At 71.7% G+C, this 18,088-nt stretch carries 17 protein-coding genes; 7 read left to right on the top strand and 10 right to left on the bottom strand.

Features of this window, described 5'->3' with window-relative positions; translation table 11 throughout:
* Positions 1 to 24: 24 nt before the first annotated feature.
* Positions 25 to 891 carry an arylamine N-acetyltransferase family protein gene (locus tag ACPCHZ_RS02950; RefSeq protein WP_423483369.1) on the top strand — a complete coding sequence of 289 codons (867 nt, stop codon included), beginning with the start codon at positions 25 to 27 and terminating at the stop codon, positions 889 to 891.
* Here the strand turns inward: ACPCHZ_RS02950 and ACPCHZ_RS02945 are convergent, their stop codons facing one another.
* A complete protein-coding gene (locus ACPCHZ_RS02945) occupies positions 892 to 1,899 on the bottom strand; it encodes an acyl-CoA dehydrogenase family protein (RefSeq protein ID WP_423483368.1) in 1,008 nt (335 codons plus the stop codon). It lies immediately after the preceding gene.
* Positions 1,896 to 3,062 (bottom strand): acyl-CoA dehydrogenase family protein, encoded by a 1,167-nt coding sequence (locus ACPCHZ_RS02940; protein ID WP_423483367.1) that lies wholly within the window; start codon positions 3,060 to 3,062, stop codon positions 1,896 to 1,898. The genes ACPCHZ_RS02945 and ACPCHZ_RS02940 overlap by 4 nt, the downstream gene beginning before the upstream one ends.
* A gap of 69 nt (positions 3,063 to 3,131) precedes the next feature.
* On the opposite strand from ACPCHZ_RS02940, the gene ACPCHZ_RS02935 reads away from it, so the two are divergent.
* Positions 3,132 to 4,061, top strand: coding sequence for a helix-turn-helix domain-containing protein (locus tag ACPCHZ_RS02935; RefSeq protein ID WP_423483366.1), 930 nt, complete (start codon positions 3,132 to 3,134; stop codon positions 4,059 to 4,061).
* Positions 4,061 to 4,582: a dihydrofolate reductase family protein gene (locus ACPCHZ_RS02930; protein WP_423483788.1), complete on the top strand. Its 522-nt coding sequence runs from the start codon at positions 4,061 to 4,063 to the stop codon at positions 4,580 to 4,582. The genes ACPCHZ_RS02935 and ACPCHZ_RS02930 overlap by 1 nt, the downstream gene beginning before the upstream one ends.
* A gap of 81 nt (positions 4,583 to 4,663) precedes the next feature.
* Here ACPCHZ_RS02930 and ACPCHZ_RS02925 read toward each other — a convergent pair whose 3' ends face one another.
* Both ACPCHZ_RS02925 and ACPCHZ_RS02920 read right to left on the bottom strand, forming a co-directional pair.
* On the bottom strand, positions 4,664 to 6,145 hold the full coding sequence (locus ACPCHZ_RS02925) for an aldehyde dehydrogenase (RefSeq protein ID WP_423483365.1): 1,482 nt from the start codon (positions 6,143 to 6,145) through the stop codon (positions 4,664 to 4,666).
* A 46-nt stretch (positions 6,146 to 6,191) separates the two neighbouring features.
* Positions 6,192 to 6,953, bottom strand: a complete 762-nt coding sequence (locus ACPCHZ_RS02920; RefSeq protein ID WP_423483364.1) for a class I SAM-dependent methyltransferase — start codon at positions 6,951 to 6,953, stop codon at positions 6,192 to 6,194.
* A 128-nt stretch (positions 6,954 to 7,081) separates the two neighbouring features.
* On the opposite strand from ACPCHZ_RS02920, the gene ACPCHZ_RS02915 reads away from it, so the two are divergent.
* Positions 7,082 to 7,891: a hypothetical protein gene (locus ACPCHZ_RS02915; protein WP_423483363.1), complete on the top strand. Its 810-nt coding sequence runs from the start codon at positions 7,082 to 7,084 to the stop codon at positions 7,889 to 7,891.
* Between the two features lie 11 nt (positions 7,892 to 7,902).
* Positions 7,903 to 9,060, top strand: a complete 1,158-nt coding sequence (locus ACPCHZ_RS02910; protein WP_423483362.1) for a glycosyltransferase family 4 protein — start codon at positions 7,903 to 7,905, stop codon at positions 9,058 to 9,060.
* Here the strand turns inward: ACPCHZ_RS02910 and ACPCHZ_RS02905 are convergent.
* Positions 9,057 to 9,995 carry a D-2-hydroxyacid dehydrogenase family protein gene (locus ACPCHZ_RS02905; RefSeq protein WP_423483361.1) on the bottom strand — a complete coding sequence of 313 codons (939 nt, stop codon included), beginning with the start codon at positions 9,993 to 9,995 and terminating at the stop codon, positions 9,057 to 9,059. The two genes, ACPCHZ_RS02910 and ACPCHZ_RS02905, sit on opposite strands and share 4 nt — an antisense overlap.
* 93 nt (positions 9,996 to 10,088) lie before the next feature.
* Here ACPCHZ_RS02905 and ACPCHZ_RS02900 point away from each other — a divergent pair, with 93 nt between their 5' ends.
* Entirely contained in the window at positions 10,089 to 10,508 is a 420-nt protein-coding gene (locus ACPCHZ_RS02900; protein ID WP_423483360.1) for a hypothetical protein, read from the top strand.
* Here the strand turns inward: ACPCHZ_RS02900 and ACPCHZ_RS02895 are convergent.
* Together ACPCHZ_RS02895 and ACPCHZ_RS02890 are read right to left on the bottom strand one after the other, a co-directional pair.
* Entirely contained in the window at positions 10,505 to 12,148 is a 1,644-nt protein-coding gene (locus tag ACPCHZ_RS02895) for a hypothetical protein (RefSeq protein WP_423483359.1), read from the bottom strand. The genes ACPCHZ_RS02900 and ACPCHZ_RS02895 overlap by 4 nt on opposite strands.
* Before the next feature lie 11 nt (positions 12,149 to 12,159).
* Complete coding sequence (locus tag ACPCHZ_RS02890; protein WP_423483358.1) at positions 12,160 to 13,356, bottom strand: DUF3068 domain-containing protein; 1,197 nt, start codon at positions 13,354 to 13,356, stop codon at positions 12,160 to 12,162.
* Between the two features lie 227 nt (positions 13,357 to 13,583).
* Between ACPCHZ_RS02890 and ACPCHZ_RS02885 the strand changes: the two genes are divergently transcribed.
* Positions 13,584 to 14,696, top strand: coding sequence for an acyltransferase family protein (locus tag ACPCHZ_RS02885; protein WP_423483787.1), 1,113 nt, complete (start codon positions 13,584 to 13,586; stop codon positions 14,694 to 14,696).
* Positions 14,697 to 14,700: 4 nt separating this feature from the next.
* Here the strand turns inward: ACPCHZ_RS02885 and bla are convergent, their stop codons facing one another.
* Genes bla through ACPCHZ_RS02870 form a run of 3 tightly spaced genes read right to left on the bottom strand, consistent with a single transcriptional unit; the run spans position 14,701 to position 18,081 of the window.
* Positions 14,701 to 15,597: a class A beta-lactamase gene (bla, locus tag ACPCHZ_RS02880; protein WP_423483357.1), complete on the bottom strand. Its 897-nt coding sequence runs from the start codon at positions 15,595 to 15,597 to the stop codon at positions 14,701 to 14,703.
* A gap of 43 nt (positions 15,598 to 15,640) precedes the next feature.
* The gene (locus ACPCHZ_RS02875) at positions 15,641 to 17,104 is read right to left on the bottom strand and encodes an AMP-binding protein (protein WP_423483356.1); all 1,464 of its coding nucleotides are present in this window, start codon (positions 17,102 to 17,104) and stop codon (positions 15,641 to 15,643) included.
* Complete coding sequence (locus ACPCHZ_RS02870) at positions 17,104 to 18,081, bottom strand: phosphotriesterase-related protein (RefSeq protein ID WP_423483355.1); 978 nt, start codon at positions 18,079 to 18,081, stop codon at positions 17,104 to 17,106. The genes ACPCHZ_RS02875 and ACPCHZ_RS02870 overlap by 1 nt, the downstream gene beginning before the upstream one ends.
* Positions 18,082 to 18,088 lie beyond the last annotated feature (7 nt).

The following is an 18,088-nucleotide window of genomic DNA, read 5'->3' as shown; positions in this document are numbered from 1 at the left end:
CCATTGAGGTCGCAGGATGAGGCGATGACCATCGCCACCACAGTCGACGTCACCGGATACCTCGACCGCATCGGTCATCTCGCAGCGGTGCGGCCGGACCTGCCGACGCTGCACGCCGTCGTGGCCGCGCACAACCGGACGATCCCGTTCGAGAACCTCGACCCCGTGCTGGGCATCCCCGTCGCCGACCTCGGGGCGGCGGCGCTCACCGACAAGCTCGTGCAACGGCGCCGCGGCGGCTACTGCTACGAGCACAACGGCCTGATGGGCTACGTACTGGAGGCGATCGGGTTCGGGGTGGACCGGCTGGCCGGCCGGGTGGTGTGGATGAACGACGACTGGGATCCCGGCGACGACGGCTTCGCCGCCGCACTGCCCGCACAGACCCACCAGCTGCTGGCGGTGACCGTGCCCGGTGAGGACGGCCGCTTCCTGGTCGACGTCGGGTTCGGCGGGCAGACACTGACCGCACCGATCCGGTTGGTGGCCGGGCCGGTGCAGCAGACCCGCCACGAGCCCTACCGGCTGCGTGAGCACGGCGACGGCCTCCTGCTCGAGGCGCTGATCCGAGAGACGTGGCGCCCGCTGTACATCTTCTCGCTGCGGCCGCGGCCACTCATCGATCTCGAGGTCGGGAGCTGGTTCGTGTCGACGCATCCGAGGTCAGGCTTCGTGGTGGGGCTGACCGCCGCCCTGATCGCCGACGACGCGCGCTGGAACATGCGTGGCCGCAACCTCGCCGTGCACCGGGCCGACGGCACCGAGCGGATCCGGTTCGACACGGCGGCGCAGGTGCTCGAGGCGCTGACCGACCGCTTCGGCATCGACCTCGCCGATCTCGGCAACCGCGTCGACGTCGAGGCCCGTGTGCACAAGGTCCTCGACCGCTGATCAGGGACCGACGACGACGTCCCACGGGTCGCCGGTGAGCGCGGCGCGGCCCAGTTGCCTTGCGTACGAGGCGGTGTCGCCGAATTCGTCGGCCCAGCTGCGTGCCCGCATCGTGACCGACCACAGCGGGTGCTCGATCGTCACCCCGATCGCCCCGTGCAGCTGGTGCGCGGCGGTGGTCACCGGCCCGACCGCGCGGCCGATGGCGACCTTGGCCACTGCCACCGCGTATTTCGTTGCGGCACTGTCGAAGCCATGCTCCTGTGCAGCGGTGACGGCCAATGTCACGGTGGCGCGCGCCCGCTCGATCTCACCGGCCATCCCGGCCAGCGCGTGCTGCACCGCCTGGAACGCGCTCAGCGGCCTGCCGAACTGGACGCGACCGCGGGTGTGCTCGACGGTCAGGGCAGCGGCGGCGTCGAGGGCCCCGACGATCTGCACGCACCGCGCCCATGCGCCGCGCCGTACCAACTCCTCGCCGACCTCGGACGGCATCCGCAGGCAATCGGCTACCGCGACGTCCACAGCGACCGCGCCGCGGGGTTCGCCTGCGAGGTTCTGGCCGGCGGTCACCGATGTGTCCGTCAGGTGAGTCACGTACAGCGCGTCCGCGGTGCGGCCGGCCAGCACCATCGCCGCGTCATCGGGCCAGGGCACGTCACGCGCGACGCCGGTGATACGCCCGCCGGACACCCGCACGTCGGCGAGCGCCACGGTCATCGGGCCCGACGCGGGCACCGGCACACCGGCCCTGGCGGCCAGCCAGGCGGCCAGCAGGTCGGTCTCGGCGACGGGGACGGCGGCCGCATGCCGGGCCAGCCCGTCGAGCACGATCGCCGCATCGGCGGGTCCGGCGTCCTCCGCGCTGGTCAGCCGGCTCAGCCCGGTCTCCTCGAGGTGGCGCCACAGCGTGTCATCGAACCCGTCGGGGCGGCGACGCCTGCCTGCGCGCGCGTCGTGTGACCGCTGTCCGAGTTCGTCGACCAGCCGGCGCAGTTCGTCGCTCATCGCACTCCCAGGCCTTTGGCGACGACGCCGCGCATCACCTCGTTCGTCCCGCCGCGCAGCGTGAACAGCGGGGCCTGCAGTCGCGCCGTGGCCAGCATGGCGCGCAGCCGGGCGGCGTCAGCACCCTCGGGATCGAGGCGGGTCAGCAGGTCGGCCACCAGGTCGACGGACTCCTGCTCGAACCGGGTGCCGAGGTCCTTGACCAGCGCGGCGCGGGAGTTGGCGTCCTCGCCTGCGGTGAGCGCGCGGGCGACCGAGATGGACAGCTGACGCAGCGCCGCGACACGGGCGATCAGCTCGCCGACGGCGGCGGCTGCGCTGTCGTCGGCGCCGGGGCCCAGCGCGCGGACCGCCGCGAAGATCAGCGTCGCGGTGGACAGGAACCGTTCGGGCCCACTGCGTTCGAAGCCCAGCTCGGCGGTCACCTGATGCCATCCGTCGCCGACCTTGCCGAGCACTGCGGTGTCGGGGACGGTGACGTCGTCGAAGAGCACCTCGTTGAAGTGGTGCTCGCCGTTCATCAGCACGATCGGACTGACGGTGATGCCGGGGGCGTCGGTGGGCACGATGAACTGGCTGAAGCCGGTGTGCCTGCGGTCCGGGTCGACCGGGCTGGTACGGGCCAGCACCACGATCTGGTGGGCGACGTGCGCGCCGCTGGTCCACACCTTGGTGCCCGACAGCGTCCAGCCGGCGTCGGTGCGGGTGGCACGCATCTGCGCCGCGGCCAGGTCGGACCCGGCGGCGTGCTCGCTCATCCCAATCGCCGAGTACAGCCGCCCGGCCGCGATCCGGGGCAGCAGACGCCGCCGCTGCTCGTCGGTGCCGTAGGCCAGCAGTGCGGGCGCCACCTGCCGGTCGGCGATCCAGTGCGCGGCCACCGGCGCGCCGTGCGCCAGCAGTTCCTCGGTGACGACGTAGCGGTGCAGGTGGCCGGATTCGGTGGGCGGTGCGTGGCCGCCGTATTCGGCCGGGATCGTCAGGCCGACGAAGCCGGCCGCGGCCAGTCGCGCACTGAAGTCCGGATCCCACCCCGTCAGCCAGCAGTCCACCGCCGGCGTCCAGCCGTGCTCGGCGCGGTCGTCGGCCAGGAAGCCGCGCACCTCGGCGCGCAGCGGGGCCAGGTCCCCGTCGTTGGCGCACAGCGCCTCGAATTCACCCACTGAGCAGGTGAGTCTAGTGAGCAGGAATCGTCATGTCCCCGGCGGCGGGTGGCGTCCATACTCGGTCGGGTGAGCGAGCAACCTCCGACGCCCGCAGGCAGGGACCGTCTGCGCGAACTGCTCGACGCGGTGGTGGACGCGGACAACACCGGGGTGGGCGAGATGGCCCGCAGCAGCCACGCCTCGGAGTTCCACTTCTCGCGTGAGGTGCGGCGGCTGACCGGTGAGTCGCCCGCCGCGCTGCGGCGCCGCATCATGCTGGAACGGGCGGCCTGGCGGCTGCGCGGCGGTGAAGGGGTGGCCGCCGTCGCCGCGGACGAGGGATGGTCGTCGGCCGAGGTGTTCTCCCGGGCGTTCCGGAGGGCGTTCGGGGTGCCGCCGTCGCGCGCCGCCGACGTCGCCTTCCGGGTACCTGCGCCCAACGGTCTGCATTTCCATCCGCCGCAGTCGCTGTGGCTCGACGGCGACGGGGCGACGAAGGAGCCCGACATGTCCCAGCTGATGGTGGCGCACGACATCGCCGACACCGCCTACCTCATCGACCGGGCGGCCGGGCTGTCGGCCGAGCAGTGGACCGCCGCGTTGACACCGGGGCAGGTGGTGCTCGACTGGGACGGTCCCGAGCCCAGCGTCGGCGCGGTGCTCGGCGCGATCGTGTGGGCCAAGGAGGTGTGGCTGGCCACCATCGAGGGCCGTGACATCCCCAGGCGCGACGCCACCGATCCGGCGTCGGTGCCGCCGGCCGGCCTGGCGGCCCATCACGCCGACATCGGAATCCGTTGGGCAGCAATGGTTTCAGAGTACAGCGCCGAGGGCCGGATGGGTGACACCGTGATCGACGCGCTCTGCGAACCGCCCGAGTCGTTCCAGCTGTACGGCATCGTCGCCCACGTGCTGGAGTACGCCGCGCTGCGCCGCGGCCTGGCCCGCGCGATGCTGACCCGCCTCGGCGTCGCCACCCATCGCGGTGACCCGCTGGAATGGATGAGAGGACACTGATGGCGACGGTCTACTACACCGCGTCGAGTCTCGACGGCTACATCGTCGACGAGGCCGACAGCCTGGACTGGCTCACCTCGCGGGCGATCGACGCCGACGGACCGTTCCACTACGACGCCTTCATCGCCACGATCGGTGCGGTGGTGATGGGGTCGGCGACCTACGAGTGGATCGCGAAGAACCATCCCGGCGAATGGATGTACTCCCAGCCGTCGTGGGTGCTGACCAGCCGGCCGGACATCGTGGCGGGCGACCATCCGGTGCGGGTCTTCTCCGGCGCGGTCACCGAACTGCATCCCGAACTGGTGGCGGCGGCCGCGGGCAGGGACGTCTGGGTGGTGGGCGGCGGACTGGTCGCGGCGCAGTTCGTCGAGGCCGGACTGATCGACGAGATGATCGTGTCGTACGCGCCGTGTTCGCTCGGCGCCGGTTCCCGCGTGCTACCGGTCCGCTCGGAGTGGGCGCTGGTCGAGTCGGCGGTCAACGCCGACTTCGTGTGCGCGCGCTGGCGAAAGGCCTGACAGCCAGTCGGCGCGCGCTCGTGACGTGGCGGCGGTGATCCGGCTCCGGAGCCGCCACCACGTCACGAGCGTGACCCCTCGTCACTCCGGGGTGTACCCGAACGGCAGCAGGGTGCTCTTGGCCTGGCAGTACTGCTCGATGCCCTCGGGCCCGTTCTCACGTCCGATGCCGGAGTTCTTGTAGCCGCCGAACGGCGCGCCCGGGTCGAACGCGTACATGTTCACCGCGTAGGTGCCGGTGCGGATCTTGGCGGCGATCTCCAGCGCCTTGCGGTTGTCGGTGGTCCACACGCTGCCTGCGAGTCCGTACACCGAGTCGTTGGCGATGCGCACCGCGTCGGCCTCGGTGTCGTAGGGAATGACCGCCAGCACCGGGCCGAAGATCTCCTCCTGGGCGATCGTCATCGAGTTGTCGACGTCGGCGAACACCGTCGGCTGCACGAACCAGCCGCTGTCGAGGCCTTCGGGCCTGCCGCCGCCGGTGACCACCCGGGCGCCCTCGTCGACGCCCTTCTTGATGTATTCCTCGACGCGCTCGCGCTGCCGCTCACTGATCAGCGGGCCGATCGCGGCGTTCGGGTCGTCCGGCAGGCCGACCGGCATCGCCGCGACGAAGTTGGCGAGCTTCTCGACCACCTCGTCGTACCGCGAGCGGGGCGCCAGGATCCGGGTCTGGGCGACGCACGCCTGCCCGGAATTCATCACCCCGGAGAACGCCAGCATCGGCAGCGACGATTCGAGGTCGGCGTCCTCGAGCACGATGGCCGCCGACTTGCCGCCGAGCTCCAGCGTGCAGGGCTTGAGCCGCTCGGCGGCCAGCTTGCCGATCTCCTTGCCCACCGCCGAACTGCCGGTGAAGGTGAACTTGTCCAGCTCGGGATTCGCGGTCAGCGCGCGGCCGGTCTCGGCGCCGCCCGGCACCACCGACAGCACGCCCTCGGGCAGGCCGGCCTCGGCGAACATCTGGGCCATCGCGAACACCGACAGCGGCGTCTCGGCGGCCGGCTTGAGCACCACCGTGCAGCCGGCCAGCAGCGCAGGGCCGAGCTTGTTGGCGGCCAGGAAGAACGGCACGTTCCACGCCGTGATCGCCCCGACCACGCCGATCGGCTCGCGGGTGACCAGCGTCTGCCCGTAGATGCCGTCGCGGATCTCGGACCACTCGAACTTGTCGGCGGCGCCGGCGAAGTAGCCGAAGGCCGACATCGCCGCGCCGTACTGCATCATGTCGACGATCGTGGCGGGCTGCCCAGTCTCGGCGGTGAGCAGGAATTTCAGCTCGTCGGCCCGTTCGCTCATCAGGTTGACCGCGGCGCCGAGGATCTCCGCCCGCTGCTGCGGGGTCATCGTCGGCCACGGGCCCTCGTCGAACGCCTTGCGCGCCGCGGCGCAGGCCGCGTCGACGTCGGCCGCGGCGGCCAGCGGCACCTGGCCGACCTTCTCGCCGGTCGCGGGGGAGTGCACCTCGATGACGTCGGAGGTCGACGGCGTCACCCAGGCGCCGCCGATGAACAGCTTGTCGTACTCGGTCTTGAAGGCAGCCGCCTGCGCCGTCTGTGTCATGAGCGTCACACTACCGAAGGACGTGCCAAACGAGAACCTGTTCCAGTCACGGCCTCAGGACGAGCACTAGGTTGCTCACCAGGAACTCCCGCAGCAGTGGCACCTCGGTGCACGACCATGCCCATCGTGGGTGGTAGCGGGGGAAAGCGCCGATCAGCGCGCCGGTGCTGCGGGCCCACTGCAGGCCGTCGGCCGCCGACACCGCGAACAGTGACGACCCGTAGTCGTTCTTCGGTCGATGTCCGTGTCTGCGGGTGTACCGGTCGGCCGCCCGCGCCCCACCGAGGTAGTGCGTCAGCCCCATCTCGTGTCCGCCGAACGGCCCCAGCCACACCGTGTAGGACAGCACGACCAGCCCGCCGGGACGGGTGACCCGCAGCATCTCGTTGCCCAGCTGCCACGGCCGCGGCACGTGTTCGGCGACGTTGGACGACAGGCAGACGTCGACGGCGCCGTCGGCGAACGGCAACGCCATCCCGGATGCCCGCACGTAGCGCCCGCTCGCCGCGCCGGTCGCCGGGCCGGCATGCATCTCGCGGGGGTCGGGCTCGACACCGAGGTAGTCCATCTCCGCCCCGGCGAACGCCGCCGCGAAGTATCCGGGCCCGCCGCCGACGTCCAGCACCGTCCGGCCGGCCGGTGAGCCGCCGATGCCGGCCCGCCACAGGTCGGCGACCATCGCGGCGGTGTCGTCGGCCAGTGCCCCGTAGAAGCGCGCCGGGTCGGACTGCTCGAAGCGGAACTCCGAGAGCAGCCGCACCGACCGGCCCAGCGTCGCCCGCTTCGCGAACAGGTCGGTGACGGCCATCGGGCCACCCTATGCAGCCGGGCGGAAATCTCGTGCGCCACGGCGGGTCCGACGGCAAATAGGATGCGAGTTCGCACGACTTTGCCATCGACGGCGTATCCCCGCCGGATCCCCGAGGAGGACTCGCTGTGAGTGTGCCGCCCCAAGGACCGCCGCCGGGATGGCCGCCCCCGCAGGGGCCGCCGCAGTGGGGGCCGCCGCAGGGCCCGCCGCCCGGAGGCCCGCCGCCATGGGGGCCGGCGCAGGGACAACCGCAGTGGGGGGCGTCGCCGCCGCACTGGCCTCCTCCGCAGGGACAGCCGTGGGCTCCCCCGACCGCACCGCGTCCGCCGTCGAAGAACACCGGACTGATCGTCGGGCTGGTGGCCGCGGCGGTGGTGGTCGTGGTGGTCGTCGTGCTGGGTCTGCTGGTCGTGCGCTCCGGGAGTGACGAAGTCAGCGACGAGCAGCGGTTGGCGAACGCCACCACCGCGACGGACGCGTCGGACTTCAACGTCGTGTGCGAGGACGGCTCGGTGAGCAACGCCGCCGCCTACCGGAAGCCGTACACGATCGCCGCGTTCCGCCAGACGACGGGCTTGATCGGAAGAGACGTGATCTGGACCGGTGTCACGCTGGAGGGCTCGTACGCCGCGGACGACGCCAAGTGGTCGGAGATCAACGCGGTGGCCTGTGTGTCCCGGGTCGCCGGCAGCGAGGTGAAGTCCGGAACCTGCGAGTTCGACGACGGCGAGGTGGCCGACCACTATGCGGTCGAGTACGAGATCACGGTGCACGAGGCCAAGTCCGGCAGGGCCGTCGAGAACCTCGGCACGGTCAACGGACCCGCCACCGACTGCCCCTTCATGGCGACCGTCGAGAGCGACGATCCGAGGATCTACGGTTCGCCCGACCCCGCCGCCGTGGACGCCGAACTCGCCGAGTTCGCCGCCGGATAAGCTGGCGCCCGATGTCTGCCCCGGTCCGCTCCGTCCTGCTGCTGTGCTGGCGCGACACCGGGCACCCGCAGGGCGGCGGCAGCGAGACCTACCTGCAGCGGATCGGCGCCCTCCTGGCCGCCGACGGGGTGGAGGTGACCCTGCGGACCGCCCGCTACCGTGGCGCGCCCCGGCGCGAGACCGTCGACGGCGTGCACCTCAGCCGCGCCGGTGGCCGCTACTCGGTGTACGTGTGGGCGGGACTGGCGATGGTGCTCGCCCGGATCGGCCTCGGCCCGCTGCGGCACGTCCGGCCCGACGTCGTCGTCGACACCCAGAACGGAGTGCCGTTCCTGGCCCGGCTGGCCTACGGCAGGCGGGTCGCCGTGCTCGTGCACCACTGCCACCGCGAACAGTGGCCGGTGGCAGGCCCGCTGATGTCGCGTCTCGGCTGGTTCGTCGAGTCGACGGTGTCGCCGCGGGCACACCGCCGCAACCAGTACGTCACGGTCTCGCTGCCCTCGGCCCGCGACCTCACCGACCTCGGCGTCGACCCGGCCCGGGTCGCCGTGGTGCGCAACGGCGTCGACGCCGCACCGGCGCACACCCTGAGCGCCCCGCGCGCCGAGCGGCCGCGCGTCGTGGTGCTGTCCCGGCTGGTGCCGCACAAACAGATCGAGGACGCACTCGACGCCGTCGCCGCACTGCGGCCGCGGATCCCGCACCTGCACCTGGACATCCTCGGCGACGGCTGGTGGCGGCGGCGCCTCGTCGAGCACGCCGCACAGCTGGGCATCGCCGACGCGGTGACGTTCCACGGCCACGTCGACGACGACACGAAACATGCCGCGCTGCAACGCGCCTGGGTGCACGTGCTGCCGTCGCGCAAAGAGGGCTGGGGACTCGCCGTGATCGAGGCCGCGCAGCACGGCGTGCCCACCATCGGCTACCGCGACTCCGGCGGGCTGATCGACTCGGTGGTCGACGGCGTCACCGGTCTGCTGGTCGACGACCTCACCGGGCTCGTCGACGGGCTCGACCGGCTGCTGACCGACCCGGTGCTGCGCGACCAGCTCGGCACCAAGGCGCAGACCCGCAGCGGTGAGTTCTCCTGGCGGCAGAGCGCCGAGGCCATGCACGAGGTGCTGCACGCGGTCCGCGACGGCCGGATGGTCAGCGGCCTGGTCTAAGGCAAGGCCGCGCCGTCCAGCCACTGTGCGATCGCCGCTGCCGCGTCCCCGTAGAACGTGCGGTACTGGTTCTCGGCGACGTAACCGACGTGCGGTGTGGCGAGCACGTTCGGCAGCACCCGCAGCGGATGGTCGGCGGGCAGTGGTTCGGTGTCGAACACGTCGAGCGCCGCGCCGGCGATCGTGTCATTCCGCAGCGCCTCGACGAGGGCCGCCTCCTCGACGATCGGTCCGCGCGACGTGTTGACCAGGCGGGCAGTCGGTTTCATCGCCGCGAAGTCGTCGGCGCCGACGAGGCCACGCGTCCGGTCGCCGAGCACGAGATGGATGGTCAGCACGTCCGCGAGGCCGAACAGCTCGTCCCTGCTCACCCACGAGGCGCCTGCGGCCGCCGCGCGTTCGGGCGTGAGGTTCGGGCTCCAGGCGATGACGCGCATGTCGAACGCGGTGCCGATGCGTGCCACCGCGGTGCCGATGCGGCCGAGACCGAGGACGCCGAGTGTCCGGCCGCTCAGCTCGCGGCCGATCGAGGTCTGCCAGCCGCCGCCACGAACCGAGGTGGCCTGGCCGACGACGTCGCGGACGCTCGCCAGGATCAACGCCCAGGTGAGCTCCACTGTCGCGGCCGCGGAGCCACCGGTCCCGCTGACATGTATTCCGCGCTCCTGCGCGGCGGCGGTGTCGATCGACGCGTTCCGCGACCCGGTCGACGCGATCATCCTCAGCCGGGGCAGGCGTTCGAGGACGCTGCGCGGCAACGGTGTTCGTTCTCGCATCACGCACACCACATCGAACGGCGCCAGCCGCGCCACCACGTCGTCGGGGTCACCGACGTGATCGGTGAACACCGTGATCTCGGCCCGCGTCGCGACGGGCGACCAGTCGGCCAGCTCCAGCGCGACGCCCTGGTAGTCGTCGAGGATCGCGACCTTCACGGCTCACACAGTAGCCACACTCGGAGCGCGTCGACCGTCCCGAATGCCACGAAAAGCACCTTGATCGACGGCGTCGTCGCGCACAGTTGACACATGACTCCGCCGCCGAAGGTCCCGGGCCCCAAAGACGTGAAGGCCGCTGCGCAGTTCGCGGCCGAGACGGCGCAGGGAGCGATGAACGACGCGTTCCGCGGCTCACGCGCGTCGCTGGAGCTCGTCGGTCAGCTGCCGGACCTGATCGAGAACCTCGCCGCGGCGACGGAGCGACTGAACCAGGCGATCGACCGCGCCGAACGCTATCTCGCGCTGGCCGACCCGATGATCAGGACGATGGACGCGGTGCTGCCCCAGCTCGAATCGCTGGTGAACACCGGCAACGACGTCTTCAACGCCGTCTCCACGATGCCCGGGGTGTCGACCCTCGGGCGGTTCACCGGACGCGGCGGCGCGGCCGCCACACCCAAGACCCCACCGCCGTCACGCGGCCGTGGCGCACCGAAGAAGCCGCGCTAGGAACCTGCACCCGCAACACGTCGCCGCCGCAGCGCGGTGACCGCGGTCCCGGTCGCTCCGCCCAGCAGCACCGCGAGCCACGCCAGGTGCACACCGATCATCAGCGCGCGGTGCGGCGACGCGGAGGCGGAGCCGCCCACCCGGTAGACCGTGAGATCGGCGTCCCGGAACGCCAAGGGCAGCCCGAGGTCGCCGGAGCCCGACTCGACGACCACCCAACCCACCCCCGCGGCGGCGAGCTCCTCGCGGGTCGCGCCGCGCAGCACCATGTCCTGCACCTCGCGAGCTCTGGCGCCCTCGCCGGGCACCGTCCGGCCGCCGATGACGAGGTCTCCCGTGCTCAGCACTTCCGCGCGCACCCATCGCGGCAGCGGATCGAGCACCGGCGCAGGCCCTGCCCACCCGAAGCGGCGCATGCTGTCGGGCGGCAGCACCGCCACCGGGCCGGGATCGGCGTCGATCAGTGCGGCCGCCGAGCGCCAGCCGTCCGGGTAGGTCACCGCGGTCATCCGGCCGCCGACGCCCCACGCGAGGTCCGGCAGCGTCGCGATCAGGGCCGCGCAGCACACCGCCGCGACCGCCGCACCCGGCAGCCAGCGCCGCAGCAGGATCACCGCACCGGCGCCGGCCAGCGCGTAGCCGGGAACCGCCAGCGCCACCCATTTCTGGCCGTCGCGCACCACACCGAGACCGGGCAGCGCCTGCACCACCGCCTCCACCGCGGCAAGCCCGGGCCCGGTTGCCATCGCGGCGGGCACCACGACGGCGACGGCCGCCAGCGCGAGCAGCGGGACGGCCGCTGGGCGGCGCACCACCACCGGCAGGCCGACGGCCACCACGGTCAGCAGCACCAGCGTGGCGACGAGCGCGAACACCGTTGTCCGCGTGCCGGGTACCGCGTCGGCGTTCCAGATGCCGCCGAGACCGGCGAGGCTGCCCAGCGTGGCGAGCCCGGGTTCGGCACGCGCGGCGAACGCGGGCACCCCTGCGGCCTGCGACCCCGGCAGCGAGTCCGCCACCGCCGAGGCCACCAGCCACGGCGAGGCGACCAGCAGCGCCAGGCCGAGCGTCACGGCGGGCACCCGCCAGGACCGCACGCCAGGCGCGCACGCCGCCGCCAGCGCGACCGTCGCCGCCAGCATCAGACCGGTCGGTGTCAGGCCGGCCAGCGCCAACCAGAACGCCAGCGGCCACCACCAGCAGGCCCCTTCCCGGCTGCGCAGCACCGCCGCCGCGACCCACGGCAGGCAGCCGTAACCGACCAGCAGGCTCCAGTGCCCCTGCAGGAGGCGTTCGGCGACGTATGGATTCCAGATCGCCAGCGTGGTCGCGACGGCCTGCCCGGCGCGGCCGGCGTCGGGCAGCACCACCGCCGTCAGCCGCGCCGCACCCCAGCCCGCCAGCCACAGCCCGGCCACCAGCAGCGCCTTGACCACGACGCCGCCGTCGACGACATGAGAGCCGAGCGCCACCGCGAAGTCCTGGGGCAGCGCCCGCGGTGCGGCGTCGGACAGTCCGAGCGCGGCGTCGGTGAGGTGCGAGCGCGGGGTGGAGACCGCGTCGCGCAGCAGTAGGTGACCCGGCGCCAGCAGCGGCCCGGTCACCACCAGCGCCAGTGCCAGCGCGTACGCCGGCAGCACGAGCGGCCCGATCAGACCGGTCTGTCGGGCGGCAGGTCGGTCGGCCGTTGCGCCGGGAGTTTCTCGGTCTTGGCCTCGGCGCCCGGCACCTGGATGCCCATCGTGTCGAAGAAGCCGTGGTCGGCCTCGTCGAGTCCGGGGTCGATCAGCGCCGACTCGGCGCGGATGCTGAACGAGCCGAGCAGCGCGCCGCCGACCAGGGCGAGGAGTCCCACCGCGGTGAACGTGATCGGCAGGATGCGGCCCCACAGCGACACCCGGTCGCGCTCACTGCGCGCCGCGGCGACCTGCGTCTCGACGGTCTCCTCGGTGGACGTCACCTTGTAGTCGACGAAGGTGACCTCGGGCTCGAGGGCCTGGCGCGCATAGTAGTGGTAGCTGTGCTCCTCGTTCTTGACGATGGAGCCCGACACCGGATCCACCCACAGCGTGCGCTGCGCCGCGTAGTAGCGGCTCATCGTGATCGGTTCCTCGGGGTCGCCGGGAACACCCCACAGAGCGGCCCGCGCGGTGACCTGGCTGTCGGCGTCGTCCTCGTAGAGCGACGAGTACTTCACCGGCTCGACGAGCTTGCCCTCTTCGTCGTAGCCGACGTTCTGGGTGAACTTGTAGGTGGTGAGCCCGTTGACGTCCTCTTCGCCGTCGTAGTTGGCGTCGTAGGCCTTCTGCGCGATCGGGTCGAACAGCGGGTAGGTCTTCTTCTCGGTGTCGAACGGGAAGCGGTAGGTCAGCCCCTCGTGCGGCAGCGCGATGCTGGTCGGCGGCTGGTCGTCGTCGATGCCGCGGGGCTTCTGCACCGCGCCGCCCGGATTGCTCTCGCTGGAGACCGCCATCGCCGTGGACCGGTCGAGCGTCACGGTGTCCACCATGGCCAGCATCAGTCCGTTGTCCTGCTGCTTGTCGGTGCGCCGAAGCGTCGAGCCGACCTGCAGCGTCACCACGTCGGCGTTCGACGGGGCCTCGACGCTCACCTCCTGCTGCATGCTCAGCGGCACGTCGCGGTCGACGACGAACCGCTCACCGAGCAGCGATGCCGGATCGAAGGCCGTGCCCGACCCCTCGCTGACCAGAGTGGCGTCGATGTCGAGCGGGACCTTGGCCACCTTGCTCTTGGTGTAGGTCGACAGCAACAGCGCGGCGATCAGAAGGGCAGCTCCGAGCCCCATGAGTCCGCATGCCGCAATACGCAGCGCGACTGCGCGGTTCAAACCGTGCCTCCTTCGGCTTGGACTCCGGCCGGATGGCCTGAGGTCGCGGCAAAACCCGTCTGACCCTAACAGCAGACAATAAGGCGGGTACTTACTACGAGGTCGCGGCCCGGGGCCGCTCGAGGGGTGTGGAGGTACTACCCGTTCGACCGCCCGGCACACTGGTCGCCGTGACCGATGCGACCCCATCTGGAGGGCAGCGCGACTTCCTGCCCGCCGTCGAAGGCATGCGCGCCTGCGCGGCGGTCGGCGTCGTCGTCACCCACGTGGCGTTCCAGACCGGGCACACGGGCGGTGTCGACGGCCGCCTGCTCGGCCGCTTCGACCTCGCGGTGGCCGTGTTCTTCGCGCTGTCGGGATTCCTGCTGTGGCGCGGTCACGCCGCGGCCGCCAGAGGTCTGCGGCCCGTCCCGCCGACCGGGCACTACCTGCGGTCGCGGATCGTCCGCATCATGCCGGGCTACCTGGTCGCGGTCGTCGTCATCCTCACCCTGCTGCCCGACGCCAGGGCCGACCTCACGGTGTGGCTGGCCAACCTGACGCTGACCCAGATCTACGTCCCGCTGACGCTGACCGCCGGGCTGACCCAGATGTGGAGCCTGTCGGTGGAGGTGAGCTTCTACCTGGTGCTGCCGCTGCTCGCGCTGCTGGCGCGGCGGGTGCCGGTGCGGGCGCGCATCCCGGCGATCGTGATGGCGGCGCTCGCCAGCCTCGGCTGGGCGCTGATCCCGATCAGCACCCCCGTCGGCGTCAACGCCCTGAACTGGCCGCCGGCGTTCTTCTCGTGGTTCGCCGCCGGAATGCTGCTCGCCGAGCTGACGGTGTCCCCGGTGTCCTGGCCACACCGCCTGGCACGCAGGCGGATCGTGATGGCCGTCCTCGCCGTGGCGGCCTACCTCGTCGCGGCGTCGCCCGTGGCGGGTCCCGAAGGGCTGACGCCCGGCACCACCGACCAGTTCATGGTGAAGACGGCGATGGGCGCGGTGCTGGCCGCGGCGCTGCTGGCCCCGCTGGTGCTCGACCGCCCGGACACCCCGCACCGCCTCCTCGGCAACGCGGCGATGGTGACGCTGGGCCGGTGGTCCTACGGGCTGTTCGTGTGGCACCTCGCCGCACTGGCGATGGTGTTCCCGGTGATCGGCGAATTCGCCTTCACCGGGCACATGCCGGTGGTGCTCGCGCTGACACTGCTCTTCGGGTTCGCGATCGCGGCCGTCAGCTACGCACTGGTCGAGTCACCGTGCCGAATGGCGCTGCGGCGCTGGGAGTACCGCAGGCAACGGCCGGTGCCGCCGCTCGACAGTGCCGTCACCGGGGCGGCGGAACCCATCTCGCACTGACGCCCTAGTGCCCGAGCCTGCGCAGTGTGACGCGCACGGTCTCGGCGACGGCGTCGTTCAGCGGCGGCACCTTCTCGCGGCCGTCGCGTGAGCGGGTCAGCACCGTCACCATCAGGCGCTGGCCGGCCGGGCCGATGAGCAGCCCGGAGTCGTTGGTGCTGCCGTAGTCGCCGGCGCCGGTCTTGTCGGCACTGGTCCACCCCGCGGGCAGGGCGGCCCGGAATCGGGTGCCGGAGGTGACGTTGGCCAGCATCCAGTCCAGCAGCTGCTGCCGCGACGGCGGCAGCAGCACACCGCCGGTGAGCAGTTCGCGGTAGCCGCCGTTCAGAGCGCGGGGGGTGGTGGTGTCACGGGGGTCGCCGGGCTCGGCGTCGTTGAGGTCGACCTCCCAGCGGTCGAGCCGGGTCTGGTCGTCACCGATCGAGCGGGCGAAGGCCGTGATCGCAGGCGGACCGCCGATCGCGCGCAGCAGCAGGTTGCCGGCGGTGTTGTCGCTGTTCATCAGCGCGGCGGCGCACAGTTCGGCCAGCGTCATCGTGCTGCCGACGCGCTTCTCGGTGACCGGTGAGTTCGCGACGATGTCGCCCGCGGTGACCGGCACCGGGGTGATCTCGAGCCGCATCGCGCCCTGGTCGGCTTGCTGCAGCAACCGGCCTGCGGCATAGGTTTTGAACGTCGAGCACATCGCGAAGCGCTGATCCGGCCGGTGCATCAGGGTGGCCGACGACGCCAGATCCACCGCGTACAGGCCGATCTCGGCGTTGAAGCGGTCCTCGAGTCCCGCGATGTCGGCGTCGGCGACCGGGGGCGCGGCCGCGGCGACGCCCGGACAGGCGGCGGCTCCGGCCGCGAGTGCGAGGGCCAGGCCGATGGCGTGGCGCCGGCTCAGTTCTGGGCTCATGGTGTGTACCGAACCATGCCGGCGCGGCGGGCGGGTCACCGGGTCAGCGCGCCGACCTCGCGATGACGGCGTCGCGCACCGCCGACCGCCGGGCCTTGCCCGCATCGTCGCGCAGCGGCTCATCGGTGAACTCGACGGCGCGCGGCACCTTGTATCCGGCGAGGTGCTGCGCGACGAAATCCCGCACCCCCGCCTCGTCCAGCGTCGACTCCGGTGCGGGCTGCACCAGCGCGTGGGGCACCTGACCCAGGTCGTCGTCGGGGATGCCGACCACGAGGCAGGACAACACATCCGGATGCGCCGACAGCGCCGACTCGATCTCGGCGGGATAGACGTTGCGGCCGCCGACGGTGAACATGTCGACTCGCCGGTCGTTGAGGTAGAGGAATCCGTCGGAGTCGAAATAGCCGAGGTCGCCCAGTGATTCCCAGCCGTCGCGGCTCTTCGCGGTGCTGCCGATGTAGCGGTAGGTGGGGGCGCTGCCCGGCGAACGCCGCATGTAGATCTCGCCGACGACGCCCGGCGCGCAGGTGTTCCCGTCGTCGTCGAGCACCGTCATCTCGCCGGCGACGACGGTGCCCACCGATCCTGGATGGCTGAGCCACTGCTCGCCGGAGATGAAGGTCAACGCCTGTAATTCGGTGCCGCCGTACAACTCCCACACCACCTCGGGGCCAAGCAGGTCGATCCACGCCCGCTTGACGGTCGGTGGGCACGGCGAGGCGAGATGCCAGAACCGCCGGATCGACGACAGGTCGTATGCGGCCGGGTCGGCCCGGTACACCGGCAGCAGCCGCTGCATGATGGTCGGCACCGTGGTCAGGAACGTGACCCGGTGCTCGGTGACCAGGCGCAGGAACTCGTGCGGGTCGAACCGCGGCATCACCACCATGTGGTGGCCCATCAGCAGGCCGATCGCGAATGTGGTGAACCCGGTGTTGTGGCTCATCGGCACCGAGATCAGGTTGACGTCGCCGTGTTCGGCGCCAAGCGGCACTCCGATGAGCGCGGGCACCCGGCTGTCGTTGCCTGCTTCGATGAGCTTGGGCCTGCCGGTGCTGCCGCCCGAGGCCATCGACTTCCACACCGGTGAAACCGCTTCCGGCAGTGCGTCCGCCGACACCGTCGAGTCGGGCTCGAAGTCGGCCGCGACGCTGCGCGCCACCCCGTTGGGATCGGCCCTGCCGACCAGAAGCGCAGGCGTTCGCAGCGCGAGCAGCGCGGCCAGTTCGGCATCGGGCAGCCGCGCCGACAGCGGCTGCGGCACCGCGCCGAGCTTCCATGCGGCCAGCACGGCCTGCACCCAACCGATCGAGTTGGGCAGCACGATCGTCACGTAATCACCCTGTCGCACACCGAGTTCGGCGTAGGCGCGGGCGAGCCGGTTGGTCGACGCGTCGAGCTCCGCGCGGGTGAGGGTACGCCCGGCGCAGGTGAGCGCGGGTGCGCCGGGATCCTGCGCCGCCAGCTGCGACACCTGCGTGCCGATCGGGTCGACCGGTGGCATCAGTACCCGCCCCGGCGCTCGAAGATCCGGCGCGGATTGTCGACCAGCATCGTGGTGATCTGCTCCTCGGTCACACCCTGCCGGCGCAGCGCGGGCAGCACGTCGTTGTGGATGTGGAGATAGTGCCAGTTGGGCATCGCTATCGGCAGCGTCGCCTCGGGCAGCGCGTCGAAATAGCACGAGGCGTCGTGCGACAGCACCAGTTGCCCGGCGTGGCCGTGCGCGCACAGCGTGGCGACGGTGGCGACGCGGTCCTCGAACGACAGGTAGGCGTCGACGCCGAAGCGGTCCATCCCGAGATACGACCCCGCCGCCATGAGTTCCTCGAGGTAGGCCAGGTCGGTGGTGTCGCCGCAGTGGCCGATCACGACCCGCGACAGGTCCACCCCCTCTTCGGCGAAGACGCGCTGCTGGTCGAGTCCGCGGCGGGTGGCGGCGTGGGTGTGGGTGGAGATGGGCACACCGGTCTGCCGGTGTGCCTGCGCGACGGCGCGCAGCACCCGCTCCACGCCGGGGGTGAGCCCGGGTTCGTCGGTCGCGCACTTGAGGATCGCGGCCTTGATGCCGGTGTCGGCGATGCCCCGGGTGATGTCGCGGACGAACATCTCCGTCATCACCTCGGGCCCACCCAGCGCGGTGCCCGGGCCCTGGAAGTGGAACCGGAACGGCACGTCGTTGTAGGTGTACAGGCCGGTGGCCACCACGATGTTGAGCTCGGTGGCCGCGGCGATGGTGGCGATGCGGGGCACGTAGCGGCCGAGGCCGACCACAGTGAGGTCGACGATGGTGTCCACCCCGCGCGACTTGAGCTCGTCGAGGCGGTCGATCGCGCGGGCGATGCGGGTGCGCTCGTCGCCCCAGGCCTCCGGGTAGTTCACCGCGATCTCGGTGGTCATGATGAACACGTGCTCGTGCATCAGCGTGACACCCAGGTCGGCGGTATCGATCGCTCCGCGGGCGGTGTTGAGCTGCGGCATCACCGTC

Origin of the sequence: Mycobacterium sp. NPDC050041 (assembly GCF_049541695.1) — a bacterium.
GTDB lineage: Bacteria > Actinomycetota > Actinomycetes > Mycobacteriales > Mycobacteriaceae > Mycobacterium.
The sequence above is the reverse complement of the archived record's forward strand: the minus strand, read 5'-3'. Positions and strand labels throughout refer to the sequence as shown.